Source organism: Flavobacterium psychrophilum DSM 3660 = ATCC 49418 (assembly GCF_002217405.1).
In the GTDB taxonomy this organism is placed as follows: domain Bacteria; phylum Bacteroidota; class Bacteroidia; order Flavobacteriales; family Flavobacteriaceae; genus Flavobacterium; species Flavobacterium psychrophilum.
The window spans coordinates 95,991-113,833 of the sequence record NZ_MUHE01000005.1 but is presented as its reverse complement, the minus strand read 5'-3'; the positions used below and the strand labels follow the sequence as shown (position 1 = coordinate 113,833).

14 protein-coding genes and 1 tRNA gene are annotated in these 17,843 nt (G+C 32.4%); 3 read left to right on the top strand and 12 right to left on the bottom strand.

Going from position 1 to position 17,843, the window contains the following annotated elements; translation table 11 throughout:
* The first annotated feature begins 39 nt into the window (after positions 1-39).
* Positions 40-114: transfer RNA gene (locus tag B0A57_RS01075), tRNA-Val, on the top strand.
* Positions 115-325: 211 nt separating this feature from the next.
* Here B0A57_RS01075 and B0A57_RS01070 read toward each other — a convergent pair.
* From B0A57_RS01070 to B0A57_RS01040, 7 genes are all read right to left on the bottom strand, one after another.
* Positions 326-1,111: an alpha/beta fold hydrolase gene (locus B0A57_RS01070; RefSeq protein WP_011962703.1), complete on the bottom strand. Its 786-nt coding sequence runs from the start codon at positions 1,109-1,111 to the stop codon at positions 326-328.
* 55 nt (positions 1,112-1,166) lie between these two features.
* Positions 1,167-1,961 (bottom strand): ABC transporter substrate-binding protein, encoded by a 795-nt coding sequence (locus B0A57_RS01065; protein WP_034097796.1) that lies wholly within the window; start codon positions 1,959-1,961, stop codon positions 1,167-1,169.
* A 40-nt stretch (positions 1,962-2,001) separates the two neighbouring features.
* A complete protein-coding gene (gene pyrF, locus B0A57_RS01060) occupies positions 2,002-2,829 on the bottom strand; it encodes an orotidine-5'-phosphate decarboxylase (protein ID WP_034097794.1) in 828 nt (275 codons plus the stop codon).
* A gap of 574 nt (positions 2,830-3,403) precedes the next feature.
* Entirely contained in the window at positions 3,404-3,676 is a 273-nt protein-coding gene (gene yajC / locus B0A57_RS01055; RefSeq protein ID WP_011962700.1) for a preprotein translocase subunit YajC, read from the bottom strand.
* A 5-nt stretch (positions 3,677-3,681) separates the two neighbouring features.
* A complete protein-coding gene (locus B0A57_RS01050; RefSeq protein ID WP_034097792.1) occupies positions 3,682-4,197 on the bottom strand; it encodes a DUF1573 domain-containing protein in 516 nt (171 codons plus the stop codon).
* Positions 4,198-4,207: 10 nt separating this feature from the next.
* On the bottom strand, positions 4,208-5,119 hold the full coding sequence (gene nusB, locus B0A57_RS01045) for a transcription antitermination factor NusB (protein WP_011962698.1): 912 nt from the start codon (positions 5,117-5,119) through the stop codon (positions 4,208-4,210).
* 177 nt (positions 5,120-5,296) lie between these two features.
* Positions 5,297-6,400, bottom strand: coding sequence for a Glu/Leu/Phe/Val family dehydrogenase (locus tag B0A57_RS01040; RefSeq protein WP_011962697.1), 1,104 nt, complete (start codon positions 6,398-6,400; stop codon positions 5,297-5,299).
* 194 nt (positions 6,401-6,594) lie between these two features.
* Here B0A57_RS01040 and B0A57_RS01035 point away from each other — a divergent pair, with 194 nt between their 5' ends.
* Positions 6,595-8,355 (top strand): ABC transporter ATP-binding protein, encoded by a 1,761-nt coding sequence (locus tag B0A57_RS01035; RefSeq protein ID WP_011962696.1) that lies wholly within the window; start codon positions 6,595-6,597, stop codon positions 8,353-8,355.
* A 62-nt stretch (positions 8,356-8,417) separates the two neighbouring features.
* The gene (locus B0A57_RS01030; RefSeq protein WP_011962695.1) at positions 8,418-8,801 is read left to right on the top strand and encodes a PUR family DNA/RNA-binding protein; all 384 of its coding nucleotides are present in this window, start codon (positions 8,418-8,420) and stop codon (positions 8,799-8,801) included.
* A 46-nt stretch (positions 8,802-8,847) separates the two neighbouring features.
* On the opposite strand, the gene B0A57_RS01025 is transcribed toward B0A57_RS01030, so the two are convergent.
* The 5 genes from B0A57_RS01025 to asnB form a co-directional block, all read right to left on the bottom strand.
* Positions 8,848-9,186 carry a tRNA-binding protein gene (locus B0A57_RS01025; protein WP_011962694.1) on the bottom strand — a complete coding sequence of 113 codons (339 nt, stop codon included), beginning with the start codon at positions 9,184-9,186 and terminating at the stop codon, positions 8,848-8,850.
* Positions 9,187-9,515: 329 nt separating this feature from the next.
* Complete coding sequence (gene secDF, locus B0A57_RS01020) at positions 9,516-12,500, bottom strand: protein translocase subunit SecDF (protein WP_034097790.1); 2,985 nt, start codon at positions 12,498-12,500, stop codon at positions 9,516-9,518.
* Positions 12,501-12,695: 195 nt separating this feature from the next.
* On the bottom strand, positions 12,696-13,631 hold the full coding sequence (locus B0A57_RS01015) for a malate dehydrogenase (RefSeq protein ID WP_011962692.1): 936 nt from the start codon (positions 13,629-13,631) through the stop codon (positions 12,696-12,698).
* Positions 13,632-13,878: 247 nt separating this feature from the next.
* The gene (gene gyrB, locus B0A57_RS01010) at positions 13,879-15,822 is read right to left on the bottom strand and encodes a DNA topoisomerase (ATP-hydrolyzing) subunit B (protein ID WP_011962691.1); all 1,944 of its coding nucleotides are present in this window, start codon (positions 15,820-15,822) and stop codon (positions 13,879-13,881) included.
* A gap of 284 nt (positions 15,823-16,106) precedes the next feature.
* The gene (asnB, locus tag B0A57_RS01005) at positions 16,107-17,723 is read right to left on the bottom strand and encodes an asparagine synthase B (protein WP_034097788.1); all 1,617 of its coding nucleotides are present in this window, start codon (positions 17,721-17,723) and stop codon (positions 16,107-16,109) included.
* Positions 17,724-17,843 lie beyond the last annotated feature (120 nt).

Sequence of the window (17,843 nt, the reverse complement as noted above, 5' to 3'; positions counted from 1 at the left end):
ATTTGCACTCGCAATAGCGCAAGACATTGCAACCCGAAAGGGCGATTAGCTCAGCTGGTTCAGAGCACCTCGTTTACACCGAGGGGGTCGGGGGTTCGAACCCCTCATCGCCCACAAGTATTACTACAATTAGTTTAAAAACCCTTTAAATCTTACGATTTAAAGGGTTTTATCTTTTTTTTATAATCAAATTATTCATTAATACGGGAACCGAAAGGGGATCAAGTCCTAATACACGTAACTAATAGTTATAATTTAATTATTTAAACTATATTTTTTTTAGAAGAAAATTTAATGAGCCTTAAAAATTAAACCTATTCATTCTCTACTTCATAGCATTTATAAATTTTATCACCGTAGCATTAAAAACCAATGGTTGGTCGACATTTACAACATGACCACATTGTTCGACAACAAATAATTTAGAGGATTTGTAATGCCTTTCGACCACTTTACGAACCGATGGCAAAAACATATAATCTTCCTCTCCCATAATATAAAGTGTAGGTATATTTACTTCTACTTGGCGAAACCATTTCAGAACTGGATTTATTTCGGCAGTTAGCTTGAACCAACGAATGAATTCTTTTTGATACAATTTTTTAGCTTCATTTATAAAAAGCAAACGAGATTGTTTGTGATTTTTGTTTGGCATAATAACAAAAGCAAAAAACTTATACAATACCAAATAAGGAAGTAGATATTTAAACATATTCCCCAAACGCATCAAAATTTGAGAACGAAAGTTCATTTTAAGAATAGCACCACCTAAAATCATGCTCTTTATACGTTCTGGATGCGTTTCTGCCAACTGCCTAATTACAATTGTACCCAAAGAAATACCTACAAAATGGGATATTTCAATCTTAAGATAATCTAGAACTTCTAAAACATCACTAGCAATAGATTTGAATGTATATTTATTATGAAAAGCTTTTTTTATTTGTTCGTTAGAACTCCCGTGACCACGCAAGTCTAGCAATAAAACATTATAATGCTTCTGAAAATCACGAATTTGCTTAAACCATATAGACGAACTTCCGCCAGCACCGTGCACGAACGTTACCCACTGCTTACTGTCTTTATTTTCGTAAATAGAATAATGTATCAATTCTCAAATTTTAAGTAAAGATAATAGATGAAAAATAATAGACAAGAAAAATTTGTTAAATCTTACTATGCAAAATCTTGAAATACTCGAAAGCTTTTAACAATCGGCTTCCGTACCAGGAAAACATCTCGCCATCTACAAAAATAGTTTTGGCATGGTGCGTAAATCTTCCAATCTCAAAAGCGTGTTCTTCTTTAAACGGAAATGGTTCCGATGAGAGAAAAACCAAATCTGGATCGCCTTCTAAACGTATTTTTTTGAGCTCTATTGTTGGATAGCGTTCGCCTGTATCATAAATATTTTCGAAATTATTTAGTTTTAATAATTCATTGATAAAATTATCTGAACCAGCTACCATATAAGGATTTTTCCAAATAAAATAAGCCGCTTTTTGTATGGGTTTATCTTTTATAAATTTTTTAAATTCGGTTAATCCAAAGCTTAATTTGTCATTTATCTTTTGTGCTTCGGTACGACAACTAAAGAGTTGACCAAAGTCTGAAATCATTTGAAAATTATCTTCTATTGTAATAATATTGGTTACCCAAACAGTACAAATTTTTCGCAATTCTTCGACTATTTCTAACGTATTTTCTTCTTTATTGCAAATAATAATATCAGGATTTAATGCGCTAATTTTATCATAATTTATTTTTTTTGTCCCGCCAACAATCTTTTTTATCGATTTTAAATAATACGGATGGACACAAAATTTTGTTATCCCTATAAGATTTTCTTCTAAACCCAAATCACATAATAATTCGGTTTGAGAAGGGACTAAAGAAATGATTCTTTTCGGGGTACTTTCAAAAGTATGTGTATTTCCTAGTTGGTCTGTAAATTGCTTCATTAAGGTTATTTTGATTTAAAGTTATTTGATTTTTTTAACTTTAAATTGAAAACTTCAAACTCATTATTTCTTGCATTTCTAATTGTATTTTCAATGCTTCTTCTCTTGCTTTTTTGGCAAAATCTAATTTATTGGAAGCATAAATAATACCTCTAGAAGAGTTAATTAACAAACCTATATTGTCATTCATCCCGTATTTGCAAACTTCAGACAAGCTGCCGCCTTGTGCGCCAACACCTGGTACTAAAAGAAAGCTATTGGGTACAATTTTTCTAATTTCAGAAAAATACTCTGCTTTGGTTGCGCCCACAACATACATTAAATTTTGACTGTTTTTCCAAGTTATTGATGTTTCTAAAACCTGTTTGTACAACTGTTTCCCATTGGCATTCAAAGTCTGAAAATCGAAAGCTCCTTCATTAGATGTTAAGGCTAACATAATGGTATGTTTGTCTTTAAAAGCTAAAAAGGGTTCTACCGAATCTTTGCCCATATAAGGAACTACGGTAACGGAATCGAAGTGTAAATCTTCAAAAAAAGCTTTGGCATACATGGTTGATGTGTTGCCAATATCGCCACGCTTTGCATCGGCAATAGTGAAAATTTCTGGATGGTTTTCGTTAATATAATTGATGGTTTTTTGCAACGATTGCCAGCCTTTTATACCATAAGCTTCATAAAAAGCAGTGTTGGGTTTATAGGAAATGCACAAATCGTGTGTGGCATCGATGATGGCTTTATTAAATTCGAAAATAGGGTCTTCGAGTTCGAGTAAATGCTCTGGGATTTTAGTTAAATCGACATCTAAACCGATGCAAAGAAAGGATTTTTTACTTCGAATTTGTGCTATTAGTTGTGGTGTTGTCATGGTGATTTGTTGTGGTGCAAATTTATAAAAAAAAACGCCCAAAAAGCAGGACGTAGTCAAAAAGTTGCGGTTTTTGATTTGCGGTTTTTTTAGAGATTAAAAAAACTTATAAGAGGCATTTTACATATTTGTAGGATAGCATAGAACAATAGTTATTGTGTTTATTTGGCTATTTACTGTAAATAAAAAAGGCGTTTCTTTTTTTATTATTCTAAAAAAAAAGATTTTATATAATGAGTAATACTCCTAATTTGTTTTAATTATACTGTCTTAATTTTAAAAATATTGTAATATTTGGTACGCATATTGTTCCTTCTGAGGAACGAAAAATCTCAGAATTTAAATCATTTGACAAAATTTCTAATTTCTCGCAAAAACAAACTGTGTATTTGTTATTCTAGTAAATTTAACAATAAAATGTATTACTGCAATGTTAACCCTTAAAGTTTCTTATAAAAAAAGGAGTAAAGAAACTTGGTTCTCTACTCCTTTTTTTTTATAATTATTTGCCAATAATACTAGCTATTTTGCATTAGTCTATTATTATTTTGTGACTATTTATGTCTGAATAAAGTTATTTTTTATGTAACGCCTCACTCATTTCGTTAGAAATTGCCGAACGTTCCATTTTAAGTTTTCCAGACATTGTTTCGATAACAATTGTTTGTTGGCCAAGTTCTGCAACTTTGCCGTGCAAACCGCTTTTCGTAACTATTTTGTCCCCTACTTTTAGTGATGCTTCAAAACTTTTTTCTTTTTTTATCTTATCATTTTGTGGTTTTATCATAAAAAAATAAAACACAAGTGGTATTAAGATATAAGGTAAATATTGTACAATCTGTCCCATAATAATTATTTAGTCTTTGCAGGATTTTCTCCCGTTTTTGGATTAATATTTGCTTTAAAATGAATTATCTCGTTTCCTGCTTCTGTATTTGTGGTTAGCGTTACTGTTTTTTGTTGTTGTCCTATTTTTCCTTGAGAGTTAAAAATAACATTTACCTCTCCACTTTCTCCAGATTTTATAGGTGTTTTTGTCCATTCAGGAACAGTACAACCGCAACTTGCCTTAGCCTCTAAAATTACTAAATCACCTTTCCCTACATTTTTAAACTTAAATATATGGGATACTTTATCACCTTGCATAATCTCTCCGAAGTCGAAATCCGAATTTTCGATTTCAATTTTTGAATACTCTCCAGATTTCATGTTTTTTTTAGGCACAACAACTGTATTACCTGACTGATATTGCGCTACAACCATATTGTTTGCGTCTAATACAATCGAACTGTTATCAGCCTTTTCTTTGCAAGATATTGTTGACAATAATGACATAACTGCCACAAAATTAATTATATTTTTAGTCATAATTTTATTTTTACATTAAGCCTCTTCCTGTTTTTTTCAGTTTATCGTTACTTTCAAATTCTTTTACTAAATTATCTAAAATTCCGTTTATAAAAATACTACTTTTTGGAGTAGAATATTCTTTTGCTAATTCTAAATATTCATTAATAGTAACTTTTACAGGAATAGATGGAAATTTTAAAAATTCACAGATTGCCATTTTTAGAATAATCGTATCTATCTCGGCAATACGATCTGCTTCCCAATTGGGTGTTTTGTCTGCAAATTCTTTGGCTAATTGCTGATCATTAAGGGCTACTTTTCTAAATAAATTTCCTACAAACTCCTTGTCTTCGGTATCTTTGTACAGTTTTGGCACATAAAAATTACCATTTTCGGTGTTTTTAATAGCATTTAATTGTTTAAGAATTAAGGTGTTTATTATAGGAATATCGTCTATCCATGTTAGTTTTTGATCTTCTAAATATTCGTATAACTTAATATTTGGCGCAATAATATCGGCAAAAACTGATGCTATAAAGTCTCGATCTTCATCGAAATCAGATTTTGTACTACGCATATAATCTGAATACAAAGTACTTTCTTTGATATCTTTTAATAAGATTAGAATATAATCGTCATTAAGTTTCCAGTTATTAATTCTTCTGTCTTCTAATGCAGTTAGCAATGACCTGCTCTGAGCTAGAATAGTCAAAATTTTGTTGTTTACAAACTTTAGATTTGGATTTTTTTCTTCTTTAGTAACTAAGTGTTTGTTACGAGAAATTTCTATTAGTGTGTCTTCTTTAGCTTGGATTTCGACCAATATTGACACCATTATTAGGTACAAATCTTGTACGTTTTCGATACTTTGAAACAAGAATTTTTCTTCTTTTTCTAAATTATCTGATTGTGCTTGACGCATAGAATATAGCGTCTGCATTACTTTAACCCGAATATGTCGTCTGTTTAACACTTTGTAAGAACATTTAAAAATTAGTGGAGCGAAAGAAATTCTTTCGCTCCACAAAAGTATAATATTTTTTTAAGTTTTCTAGATAATTTAAAAGTTTAAAGTTTAATTTTCTAAAACTTAAATAATCTAAGTAATTAAGTAAATCTATTTTTGGATTTCTTTTTTTCTTAAATCGATACGATTTTGTGCAATTCTTAATGCAGCTTGGTGGGTCGTAATTTTATTTGCATCTGCATAATCGAAAATTTCTAATGTTGTATTGTAAATATTTTCGGTTCTGCGCATAGATTCTGCCATGTCATAACCAGCAATTTCTGCATAAACATTAATAATTCCGCCTGCATTAATTAAGAAATCTGGTGCATAAACGATTCCTTTGTCTTGCAATATTGCACCGTGTATATTTTCGTTTGCTAACTGATTGTTTGCTGCTCCGGCAATAACTTTTGCTTTTATTTTATAAATAGTATCATCATTTATAGTTGCTCCGAGTGCGCAAGGTGCATAAATATCGACATCGGCTCCGTACAAATCCTCGCCTGAGTAAATTTGAGCGCCATATTTATGACCTATTTCTTCTAAACGTGCTTGATTTATATCTGAAATGATAACTTTTGCTCCTTCTTTTGTTAAGTAATCTACAAGAGTTTCGCCCACGTGACCAATTCCTTGCACTAAAACTTTTTTACCTTCTAAAACATCTGAACCAAATTTATATTTAGCTGCCGCTTTCATCCCCATATAAACTCCGTAAGCAGTTACAGGAGATGGGTTTCCAGACCCTCCTTTTTCGATAGAAACTCCAGTAACGTGTGGTGTTTGCAGACGAATTAAGTCCATATCACCCGTTGTTGTTCCTACATCTTCTGCGGTAATATATTTTCCGCTTAGGGAATTTACATATTCGCCAAATTTAGCAATCATTTCTGGTGTTTTATCTATTTTAGAATCGCCAATAATTACTGCTTTTCCGCCACCAAGATTTAATCCCGTAATAGCCGATTTAAAGGTCATACCGCGTGACAAACGCAAAACATCGTTTAATGCTTCCCATTCGTTGGCATATTTCCACATTCTAGTACCACCAAGTGCTGGTCCTAAAACGGTATTATGTATACCAATTATTGCTTTCAAACCAGTATCTTTGTCATTGCAAAAAACAATTTGCTCGTGGTTATCGAAAGACAATTGTCCAAAAACTGGATCAATCTTATGAAGTTCGTTAGCTTTTACAGATTCTGTAATCATAATGAATATTTTTTTTAGGTTGGAACTTTTTAAAAAGTCGTTTCAAAATTACATTTTTAATTCATAAATTCACAAAACAAAAGCTTATTTTTAATAAAAAATTATCAATTTCGCAATTACATAATAATCAAATATTTAAACAATTAACTGTTTTTATTAAAAAAAATAGCATTTATACACAATTATCACAAAAAATGAAAGAACTACGTTATTTAAACCCTTATTTTCTCAAATATAAATATCATTTTTTGTTAGGAATATTATTTACTATTGCGGCAAGAATATTTTCATTATTTACGCCAAAATTAATTGGAAGCTCGATAACTGCTATCGAAGACCATTTAAAATTAAACAAATCAAACCCTCTTATTGTGAGGGAAATCCTGCTTGAAAATATTTTATTAATTTTAGGAACCACAATATTAGCAGCTATATTAACTTTTTTTATGCGCCAGATGCTTATCGTTATGTCTAGGCATATCGAATTTGATTTGAAAAATGAAATTTTTAAACAATATGAACATTTAACTCAAAATTTTTACAAGCAAAACAGAACTGGCGATTTGATGAATCGTATTAGCGAAGATGTAAGCCGTGTAAGAATGTACGTTGGACCAGCGGTTATGTACACCATTAATACCGTTATTAGTTTTACAATTATTATTATATATATGTGTCAGATTTCTCCTTTACTTACCTTATATACACTTTTGCCATTACCAATTCTTGCTTATTTAATTTTCAGATTAAGTACCAAAATTAATTCTCGCAGTACCATTTTTCAAGAAAATTTATCAGCTTTATCTAGTTTTTCTCAAGAAATTTTTTCAGGAATTAGGGTAATCAAGGCTTATAGCATTGAAACTGTTAAACAAGAAGAATTTGACATTCTCACCCAACAAAGTAATGAAAAGAGCCTAAAGTTAGCAAAAACACAAGCATTATTTAGTCCGCTTATTCTACTCCTAATAGGTATTTGCAATCTGCTGGTTGTTTTTTTGGGAGGCATGATGTATATCAGCGGCAGCATCAAATCTATTGGAGATATTGCCACATTTATCCTAGATGTAAATATGTTAGTTTGGCCAGTTGCTACAATAGGCTGGGTTTCATCATTGGTACAGGAAGCAGCAGCGTCTCAAAAACGTATTAATGAGTTTCTGAAAATTGAACCCGAGATTAAAAACAACAATTTCGCTCCAATGACTTTTAATGGAAATATAAAATTCGACAAGGTTTCACTTATTTACCAAGATACGAATATTAAAGCGTTAGACAATATTAGTTTTTCGGTAAATAAAGGCGAAACACTAGCTATTATTGGAAGAACTGGCTCAGGAAAATCGACTATTTTATCATTAATAAGTAGATTATACGATCCTACTTTAGGCAATATTACAATTGATGGCGTACAACTTCCAGAAGCAAACCTAAAAGATTTACGAAATAGTATAGGTGTTGTACCACAAGACGCCTTTTTATTTTCCGATACTATAAAAAACAATATTAAGTTTGGAAAAGAAAATGCTTCCGATGAAGAAGTCATTACTGCGGCAAAAAATGCTGTGGTTCATAATAATATTATCGGTTTTAAGGATAAGTACAAAACCATTCTTGGCGAACGAGGCATTACGCTTTCTGGTGGGCAAAAACAACGAGTTTCTATTGCACGAGCCATTATTAGTAATCCCAAAATTTTATTATTAGACGATTGTTTATCTGCAGTAGATACCGAAACCGAAGAAACTATTCTCAACAACCTTCAAATCATTTGCAAGGACAAAACAACCATAATTGTGAGCCACAGGGTTTCCTCAGCAAAAAATGCAGATAAAATTATTATCATTGATGGTGGAAAAATAGTACAAGAAGGCACTCATAATCAATTAGTAAACCAAGACGGATATTACAAAGCATTGTATTTGAAACAAATTGCCGAAAAAGAAATGTTATAATTGTTGTTTTGTACTATTTTTTTTTTCACTTTTGACGAAACAAACAACCAAAAACCCACAGAATGAATAGAAATGAAAATGATATGTTAGAAAAGGAAGAAATTTTTTCTAAAGTATTAAGAGCAGGAAGAAGAACTTATTTTTTTGATGTCCGCTCTACAAAAGCTGATGATTATTACATTACCATAACCGAAAGCAAAAAATTTACCGAAGAAGATGGCTCTTTTCACTTCAAAAAGCATAAAATATATTTGTACAAAGAAGATTTTACCGCTTTCGCTGAAATTCTCGAAGAAATGACTTCTTATGTCCTAAACAACAAAGGTGAAGAAGTAATATCTGAAAGACACCAAAAGGATTTTAAAAAAGAATACCTTTCAGATAAATCATCTGGCGAAATACCATCTACAGAAAGTTTTACTAACATAGATTTTGATGACATTTAATGAATACTTAAAAAAGTTCGAAATTATTTTTTTTTCGAACTTTTTTTTATCCAATTTTCAAGCCATTCTCTACCCTACTATCTGAAGAAAGTAAAACAATATGACCATCGCTTCCTATCGAGCCAAGAACTAAACATTCGCTCATAAACTTGCCTATTTGCTTTGCAGGAAAATTAACCACTGCAACAATTTGTTTGTTTAGCAAATAATCTTTCGTGTAACATTTTGTAATTTGTGCTGATGTTTTTTTTACACCTACTTCAGTTCCAAAATCGATCATGAGTTGGTATGCAGGTTTTCTGGCTTCTGGAAAATCATTTACTGCGATAATTGTTCCTATTCTCATCTCTACTTTTTCGAAATCTGACCAAGTTATTGTATTCATCTATTTTAAATTATTGTATTTGGTAAAATGGCTTAATTCTATTTATCACAGTATTTTGCGTTAGGCATTACTTGATATACATTTGTTTTTATCAAATTTCAGCAAAATACGGTTGCAACAAAAAGCACGACCCTTGCGGTAATGCCTAAATAATGAAATTTTAAAAAACTGTTTATTGTATAATTAAGCCTGTGTTTTTTTTAACATAAAAGGAAGGTATAAACTGGAAATTATGGTAAATATTTCAGGCTCAATATCGAAATATTAAAAAAAAAAATCCTTCGTTTTGCAACGAAGGATTTTTTTAATATTATATCTTAAAAAGATTATTATACGTTTGCATTAGCATGTCTTGTATCTATTTCTTCTTTGTCTTTTGCAGACATTGTATCAACTAATACTGGAGTTGCAATAAATAAAGAGGAATAAGTTCCTACTGCAATACCTACTAACATTGCGAAGATAAACCCTCTAATAGATTCTCCACCAAAGATAAACATGATTAACAATACCAATAACATAGTTAATGAAGTATTGATTGTTCTAGATAATGTAGTATTAATAGAGTCATTTACGATTTGATTAAAGTTTCCTTTTCTGTTTCCAGCAAGGAACTCTCTAATCCTGTCAAATACAATAACAGTGTCATTCATCGAGTAACCAATCACGGTAAGGATTGCTGCAATAAAATGCTGATCCATTTCCATGTGGAAAGGCATAAATTTATAACATAAAGAGTAAATACCCAATACAAATACAACATCATGCAGAACTGCTGCAATTGCGCCTAATGAATATCCTAATTTACGGAAAGAAAGCACTAAATAAAGACCTACTACCAACATTGCGCCTAAAACAGCCCAGAAAGAGTTTGTTTTGATATCTGCTGAAATAGCTGGACTTATTTTTGAAGCTTGCAATACACCAAATTCTTTACCTTCGTAAGAGTTTATAAACTTCTCATAAGTCATACTTGGAGAAAAATGAGGTTTAAGAGCATTGTACAATTTTTTATTCACTTCTGTATCAACACTTACTCCTTCTTCTTTAATTTTATATTTTGTAGTTATTTTAAGTTGATCTTCTGTACCAAAAATTTTGGCTTCTGCACTTTCAAAAACGTCTTTCTTTGATAATTCGGCTGCAATTGCTGTTGGTTCTACTGGTTTTTCAAATTTAACTTGAAAAGTTCTTCCGCCAACAAAATCTACACCTTGGTCTAATCCATTTACAAAGAATATAGAAACTAAACTGACAATAATAACACAAGATGAGAATATATACGTTCCTTTTTTAATTTTCAAGAAGTCGAAATTGAAACCTGTAAACCAATCTTTAGACCAACTATTGGCAAATTCTAATTTGGTTCCTTTTGCAACAGCTCTATCTAAAAATATTCTTGTAATAAAAATAGATGTAAATAATGAAGTGATAATACCTATTAATAAAGTTAATGCAAAACCTTTGATAGGTCCTGTTCCAAAAATATAAAGAATAGATCCTGTTAAAATATGTGTTACGTTTGCATCGATAATAGAACGCATAGCCCCTGTCCAACTGAAAGATTTTTTAACCGCTTCATCTAGACTTAATCCTGCACGCAATTCTTCTTTTGCTCGTTCGTATATAATAATATTAGCATCTACTGCTGTACCCATTGTTAAAACGATACCTGCAATACCTGGCAATGTTAATACGAAACCGAAACTTGCCATTACACCAAAAAGGAATAATAAATTAACCCCTAATGCAATGTTTGCATACCAAGCTGATTTTCCATAATAGATTAACATCCATAATGACACAAGTAATAAACCAACGATAGAAGAATTTAAACCACTATCTATTGCTTTTTGCCCTAATGATGGCCCTACTACTTCAGACTGCACTATTTCTGCGGCTGCAGGTAATTTACCAGCACGCAAAACGTTAGCTAGATCTTTAGTTTCATCTATAGTAAATGATCCGGAAATTTCAGAACGTCCACCAGAAATTGGTCCAGAAGAAACACCTGGAGCAGAGTAAACGATATTGTCTAAAACAATTGCAATATTACTTTTTTGAGTATAAGCTCTTCCTGTTAGTTCTTCCCAGATTTTTGCTCCTTTACCACTCATTTGCATTGTTACCGATGGTTTCCCTGTTTGATCATACGAATTAGAAGCGTCCAAAAGTACGCTACCACTCATAGGAGGCGTATTTGTTCTATTTCCTTTTAATGCGTACAATTCGACAACATCACCTGTTTTTGCAGATGGTTTTCCCCAAACAAATCTAGTGTCTACTAAATTACTTGGCAATAAAGCTTTGATATCTGAACGTTTGAAATAAGCATTAATTACTGCTGTATCTTTAGATTTTACATAAGCTAATACTGGGCTTCCTTGCTGTCCGCCACTTACGATTTTGTTAAAAAATGGTCCAGCATCTGCTTTTTTAGTAGCAGTCGAATCTTTTGTAGTTTTATCTACTAATAATCCTTCAATTTTAGAAGAAGTTTTACTTTTTGCAGTATCTACGGCTACTGTTGCTTTTTCTGTTTTCTTTAAAGCTTCATTTACAGAACCTAAATAACTACCTATTTCGTCAACTTTTAATGTTTCCCAAAATTCTAATTGTGCTGTACTTGATAATAATTTTTTAGCTCTATCTACATCTTTGGCACCTGGAAGCTCTACAAGAATACGCCCAGAAGTTCCTAATTTTACAATATTAGGTTGTGTAACACCAAATTTGTCTATACGCTCACGAAGTACTCTAAAAGCACTTTCGATAGATTCTTCAACTTTTTTGTTAATTATTTTTTTAGCGTCAGAATCAGACATTTGCATTTTAATCTCTTCGGCTAAATTTCTGTTTCCAAAAATATCTGGAGAAGATAGCAATGTAGTTCCGTTAGAATTTGCATCAAAAGCATCATAAAAGGCGTTTAAGTAAGTCTGATTTCCTTTTTGATTGTTTTTTGCGTCGGCCAATGACTTAACAAATACTGGATTTGTAGAGTTATTAGCTAATTGTTTCAAAACATCTTTAACAGAGATTTGCAGTATTACATTGATACCACCTTCTAGGTCAAGACCTTTGTTAATTTGTTTTGTTTTTACCTCATCGTAGGTGAAGTTTGTGAAACCAAGGTTAAAGACATTTTCTTTTCCTATCGAGTCAAGATATTTTACTTCGTTTTCTGGTTTTCCAGCTGCAAAAGCTTTTGCATCACTTTTTACTTTATTAGCAACAAATGTGAAAGAAAGTTGGTAAATACTTACCAGTGCAAATATTATTGCAATAAATTTAATAAGTCCTCTATTATGCATTCTGTGTAAAAATTAATTAATTCTTTGGTTTGTTTATTTTGGTTTATAGAAATACGACAAAACTATCGTATTTTTACAAAACGTGCAAATATATAAATTTAACCCCAAAGTTGGGTAAGAATTTCGCAAAGTTAGGTAAGATTTAGATTCTTTGTGTACTTTGTGAAATTCTTTTCGCTCTTTGTGGCTAAGTAGTTAGGCTAAAACTGATTTTAAATCGGCATTCATATTACGAACAGCTTCTGCGCTTTTTGCAAATAATGCTTTTTCATTATCGTTTAAGTTTATAGTAACTATTTCTTCTATCCCGTTTTTACCAATGATACAAGGAACACCTATACAAATATCAGATTGGCCGTATTCTCCGTCTAACATTACAGAGCAGGCAATCATTTTCTTTTGATTGTTCAGAATGCTATCTACTAAATATGCTACAGATGCGCCAGGAGCATACCAAGCAGAAGTACCTAATAATCCTGTTAATGTTGCTCCCCCAACCATAGTATCTGCAGTAACTTTTTCTAATTGCTCTTGAGAAAGAAATTCTGAAACTGGAATTCCGTTATAAGAGGCTAATCTAGTAAGAGGAATCATAGTTGTATCGCCGTGACCACCTATAACCATTGCCGAAACATCGTTTGCAGGTTTGTCTAATGCTTTAGATAAGTAATATCTGAAACGTGAGCTATCTAAAGCACCACCCATTCCTATAATTCTATTTTTTGGTAAACCTGTAGCTTTCAATGCTAGGTAAGTCATTGTATCCATTGGGTTTGAAACCACTACTACAATAGTATTTGGAGAATGTACCAATACGTTTTCTACAACCGACTTAACGATTCCAGCATTGATACCTATTAATTCCTCACGAGTCATTCCTGGTTTTCTTGGAATTCCAGAAGTAATTACAACAACATCACTGTTTGCTGTTTTTGTATAATCGTTTGTAACTCCCGATAATTGTGTATTAAAACCTGTGTTGGTAGCACATTGCATGATATCCATGGCTTTTCCTTCAGCAAAACCTTCTTTGATATCTAATAATACTACTTCACTTGCAATTCCTCTATAAGAAATAACATCTGCACAAGACGCTCCTACATTCCCTGCTCCTACTATTGTAACTTTCATTTTTAAGTTTTTTGGTTATTTGTTTATTCGGTTTTTTATTCGGTTATTCTCTTATTTGATTATTTTAAGCTTAATTGCATTTATTACAGTATTTTTTGGTTAGAAATCACTTTACGCAGCTTTTATTTTTATTGCAATTCAGCGAACTTTGTTTGTAACGAAAAGTAAAACCCTTGCAGTAAAACCTAAATATTAAAATACGGTTTGTTGCAGAATTAAGCGATATTTTACCACCTAATTAATGATTTTATGCGTCAATATTTGCGTACACTGCATTTTTTTCGATAAATTCTCTACGAGGCGGAACCTCATCTCCCATTAACATTGAGAAAACTCTATCAGCTTCTGCTAAACTATCAATATTTACTTGACGCAAAGTTCTAAATTCAGGATTTAAAGTTGTGTCCCACAATTGTTCTGCATTCATTTCTCCAAGACCTTTATAACGTTGAATTGTTGCGCTACCACCCATTCTCTCGTTGGCTTGATCTCGTTGTACTTCGTTCCAGGCGTATTCTTTTTTATTCCCTTTTTTAACAAGATATAATGGTGGTGTTGCTATATATATGTGTCCTTGCTCGATTAGTTCTTTCATAAAACGGAAGAAGAATGTCAGAATTAAGGTAGAAATATGACTACCATCAATATCGGCATCACACATAATGACTACTTTATGGTAACGTAATTTTTCTAGGTTTAATGCTTTACTGTCTTCAGCAGTACCAATGGTTACGCCTAAAGCTGTAAATATATTACGAATCTCTTCGTTTTCAAAAACTTTGTGGTGCATTGCTTTTTCAACATTCAAAATCTTACCACGTAAAGGCAAAATTGCCTGAAAAGCCCTATCACGTCCTTGTTTTGCTGTTCCTCCTGCCGAATCTCCCTCAACAAGAAATACTTCACATTTTGCTGGATCTTGTTCAGAACAATCTGATAGTTTTCCTGGTAAGCCACCACCACCCATTACGGTTTTTCGCTGCACCATTTCACGGGCTTTCTTAGCAGCATGACGTGCTTGTGCTGCCAAAATTACTTTTTGCACAATGATTCTTGCATCATTTGGATTTTCTTCCAAATAATTTTCAATCATATCGCCAACCGCTTGAGAAACTGGAGAAACTACTTCTCTATTTCCTAATTTGGTTTTGGTTTGACCTTCAAATTGAGGTTCAGCAACTTTTACCGAAATAATCGCTGTTAATCCTTCACGGAAGTCATCTCCTGAAATTTCAAATTTCAATTTATCTAACATTCCAGACGAATCTGCATATTTCTTTAACGAACGGGTTAAACCAGTTCTAAAACCTTGCAAATGCGTTCCTCCTTCGTGTGTATTGATATTGTTTACGTAAGAAAAAATATTCTCTGTATAACTTGTATTATAAATTAAGGCAACCTCAACTGGAATCTCTCCTTTATCGTTATCCATAGAAATTACGTGCGCAATAATTGGCTCTCGGTTTCCATCTAAATAACGGATATATTCTTTTAGTCCTTCTGTTGAATGAAAAATTTCTGAAACAAAATTTCCGTCTTTGTCTTTTTCTCTTTTATCTGTAAAAGTAATGGTGATTCCTTTATTTAAAAAAGATAATTCACGCATACGAGCAGATAAAGTGTCATAAGAATACTCTATGGTTTGGGTAAAAATAGAAGGGTCCGGGTAAAAAGTTACAATGGTTCCACGTTTAGTCGTTTCGCCTATTTGCTTTACAGGATAAAGTGCTTTTCCTTTTTCGTATTCTTGCTCGTAAATCTTTCCGTCGCTACTATGAACGGTTGCTCGCAAGTGGTTTGACAAAGCATTTACTACAGAAACCCCTACTCCGTGCAATCCTCCAGAAACTTTATACGAATCTTTATCAAATTTTCCTCCAGCACCAATTTTAGTCATTACAACTTCTAGAGCTGAAACGCCTTCTTTTTTATGAATTCCGACAGGAATACCACGTCCGTTATCTTCTACAGAAATAGAACCATCTTCATTAATATCTACACGAATCGTATCGCAATGACCTCCCATTGCCTCATCGATAGAGTTATCTACAACTTCGTAAACTAAATGGTGCAAACCACGAACACCTACATCTCCAATATACATCGAGGGACGCATGCGAACATGTTCCATTCCTTCTAATGCCTGAATACTATCTGCTGAATAATTATCCTTCTTAATTTCGTCGCTCATATTTCTTATTCTAAAAAATGTAATTTTTGTCTAACACGCAAATATATACTATTGCAAATGATTTTGAAACCAAAACCTACGATTTAGTCATGAAGTTATCAACAGTTTATTAATAAAAATTCAATAGCAATGACAATTTCAAAAATGAATAGAAAAAATCAATAGAAAAAAACTAATGACTGTAAAAATCAAATTTTCAAAAGAAATATTTAAAAAATACTCTTTTGAAAATCTGATAAACTATTGACAAATAATGCTTCTTACATTTATTTTTGAAATTTAAACTAATGCAATATACTAGCTTTTGCAATCTCCAAATCTGCTTGCACATGAGCAGCATTAGCACGACCGCTTGGATCTTGATTTTCTTGCCATTTCGGGATCCATTTCCTTACTGTTTCTGCAGCACTTTGTTGTGGATAATATTTATGAAAAATCGTTCTATAATAATAGGCTTCTTTAGTAGTTGGTGTGTTGTAAGAATACAATTCTTTTGCCAATTCTAATTGTTTGTCAGTTACTTTTGAAGCACAATATTCGATTAATTGATCGATCCAGTTGTATCCTACTCCATCAGAAAACTGCTCTTTTTGACGCCATAAAACTTCATCAGGAAGATACGGATTGTCTGGTGTATCGAAAGCTTTTCGAAGAATGTATTTTTCTTTTCCGCCGTAGGTTTTCGGCTGTTTTTCTTCTGGTTTAATCAGCATAGCAACATCTAAAAAAGCTTTGTCTAAGAACGGGACACGAGCTTCGAGTCCGTGTGCCATGGTCGATTTATCGGCACGAAGCAAATCGGCAGTAAATAGTTTTTGAACTCTCTCTATGGTTTCTTTCTGAAAATCTTCTGTTGTTGGAGCGTTTCTAAAATACAAATATCCTCCGAAAATCTCATCGGCTCCTTCGCCAGAAAGGACTACTTTAATTCCCATATCGGTAATTGCTTTCGATAAGAAATACATGGGGGTACTGGCTCTTACCGAAGTCACATCGTATGTTTCTAAATGCCAAATTAATTTATCTAAAATTTCAATTCCTTGTTCGATAGTAAAATGCACCTCATGGTGTTTTGTACCTAAAAATTCTGCTACCTTACGAGCTGCTTTGGCATCGGGCGCATTTTCATCTAAACCAATAGAAAAAGAATGTAATGTTTTGCCTTTTTCTTTCAATAACCTTGAGGCAATAGATGATGTTAAGGACGAATCTAATCCTCCCGAAAGCAGCACACCAATTGGCACATCGCTCATTAATCTTTTGCGAGTTGCCTCTGTTAATGTGTCTCGAATGAGTTTTAAATCTAGTGTATTTGTTGCTTTTTTATAATCGCAATATTCTGGTTTGTAGTACTTAACAAATCCTGTTTTTGGTGTATAATAATGCCCTGGAGGAAAAGTAAAAAAAGTTTTACATTGATCGGCAATAGGTTTCATTTCGGAAGCAAAATACATTCTACCCCTTTCATCAAGTCCGTAGTATAAAGGCTTCACTCCCATTGGATCACGACCTGCAATATAATCGTCGCCATTTATAACTACAAATGCGAAATCGCCATCTAAAACATTCAGAAAATCATACCCAAATTCTTCATACAAATGCACGATTACTTCGGAATCTGATTTGGTTCTAAAAGTATGGTGTTTTAAAACTCCGTCTCTTAATTCTTGGTGATTGTATATTTCGCCATTGTGAATCATCCAGGCTGAAGAAGAACCTTGAATAGGTTGACGTCCCGAATGCAAATCGATAATTGACAAACGCTCATGACTTAAAATATGCCCGTTTTTAGTTACCTGTAAATCGCTTTCGTCTGGCCCACGATGCGACATTCTTTTAGATGATGTTTTTACTAATTCTTGATCTTTCCCTTTTCCAATGATTGCTAATATTCCGCACATAACGTTTTGTTTCTAATTATTTCTGAAGCAAAATTGCGCAATATGATTTACTATTTATACCATATATTTGTATTTAGTTATAATTTGAAAGTAAATATTTATTTTAAATATAATTATGAA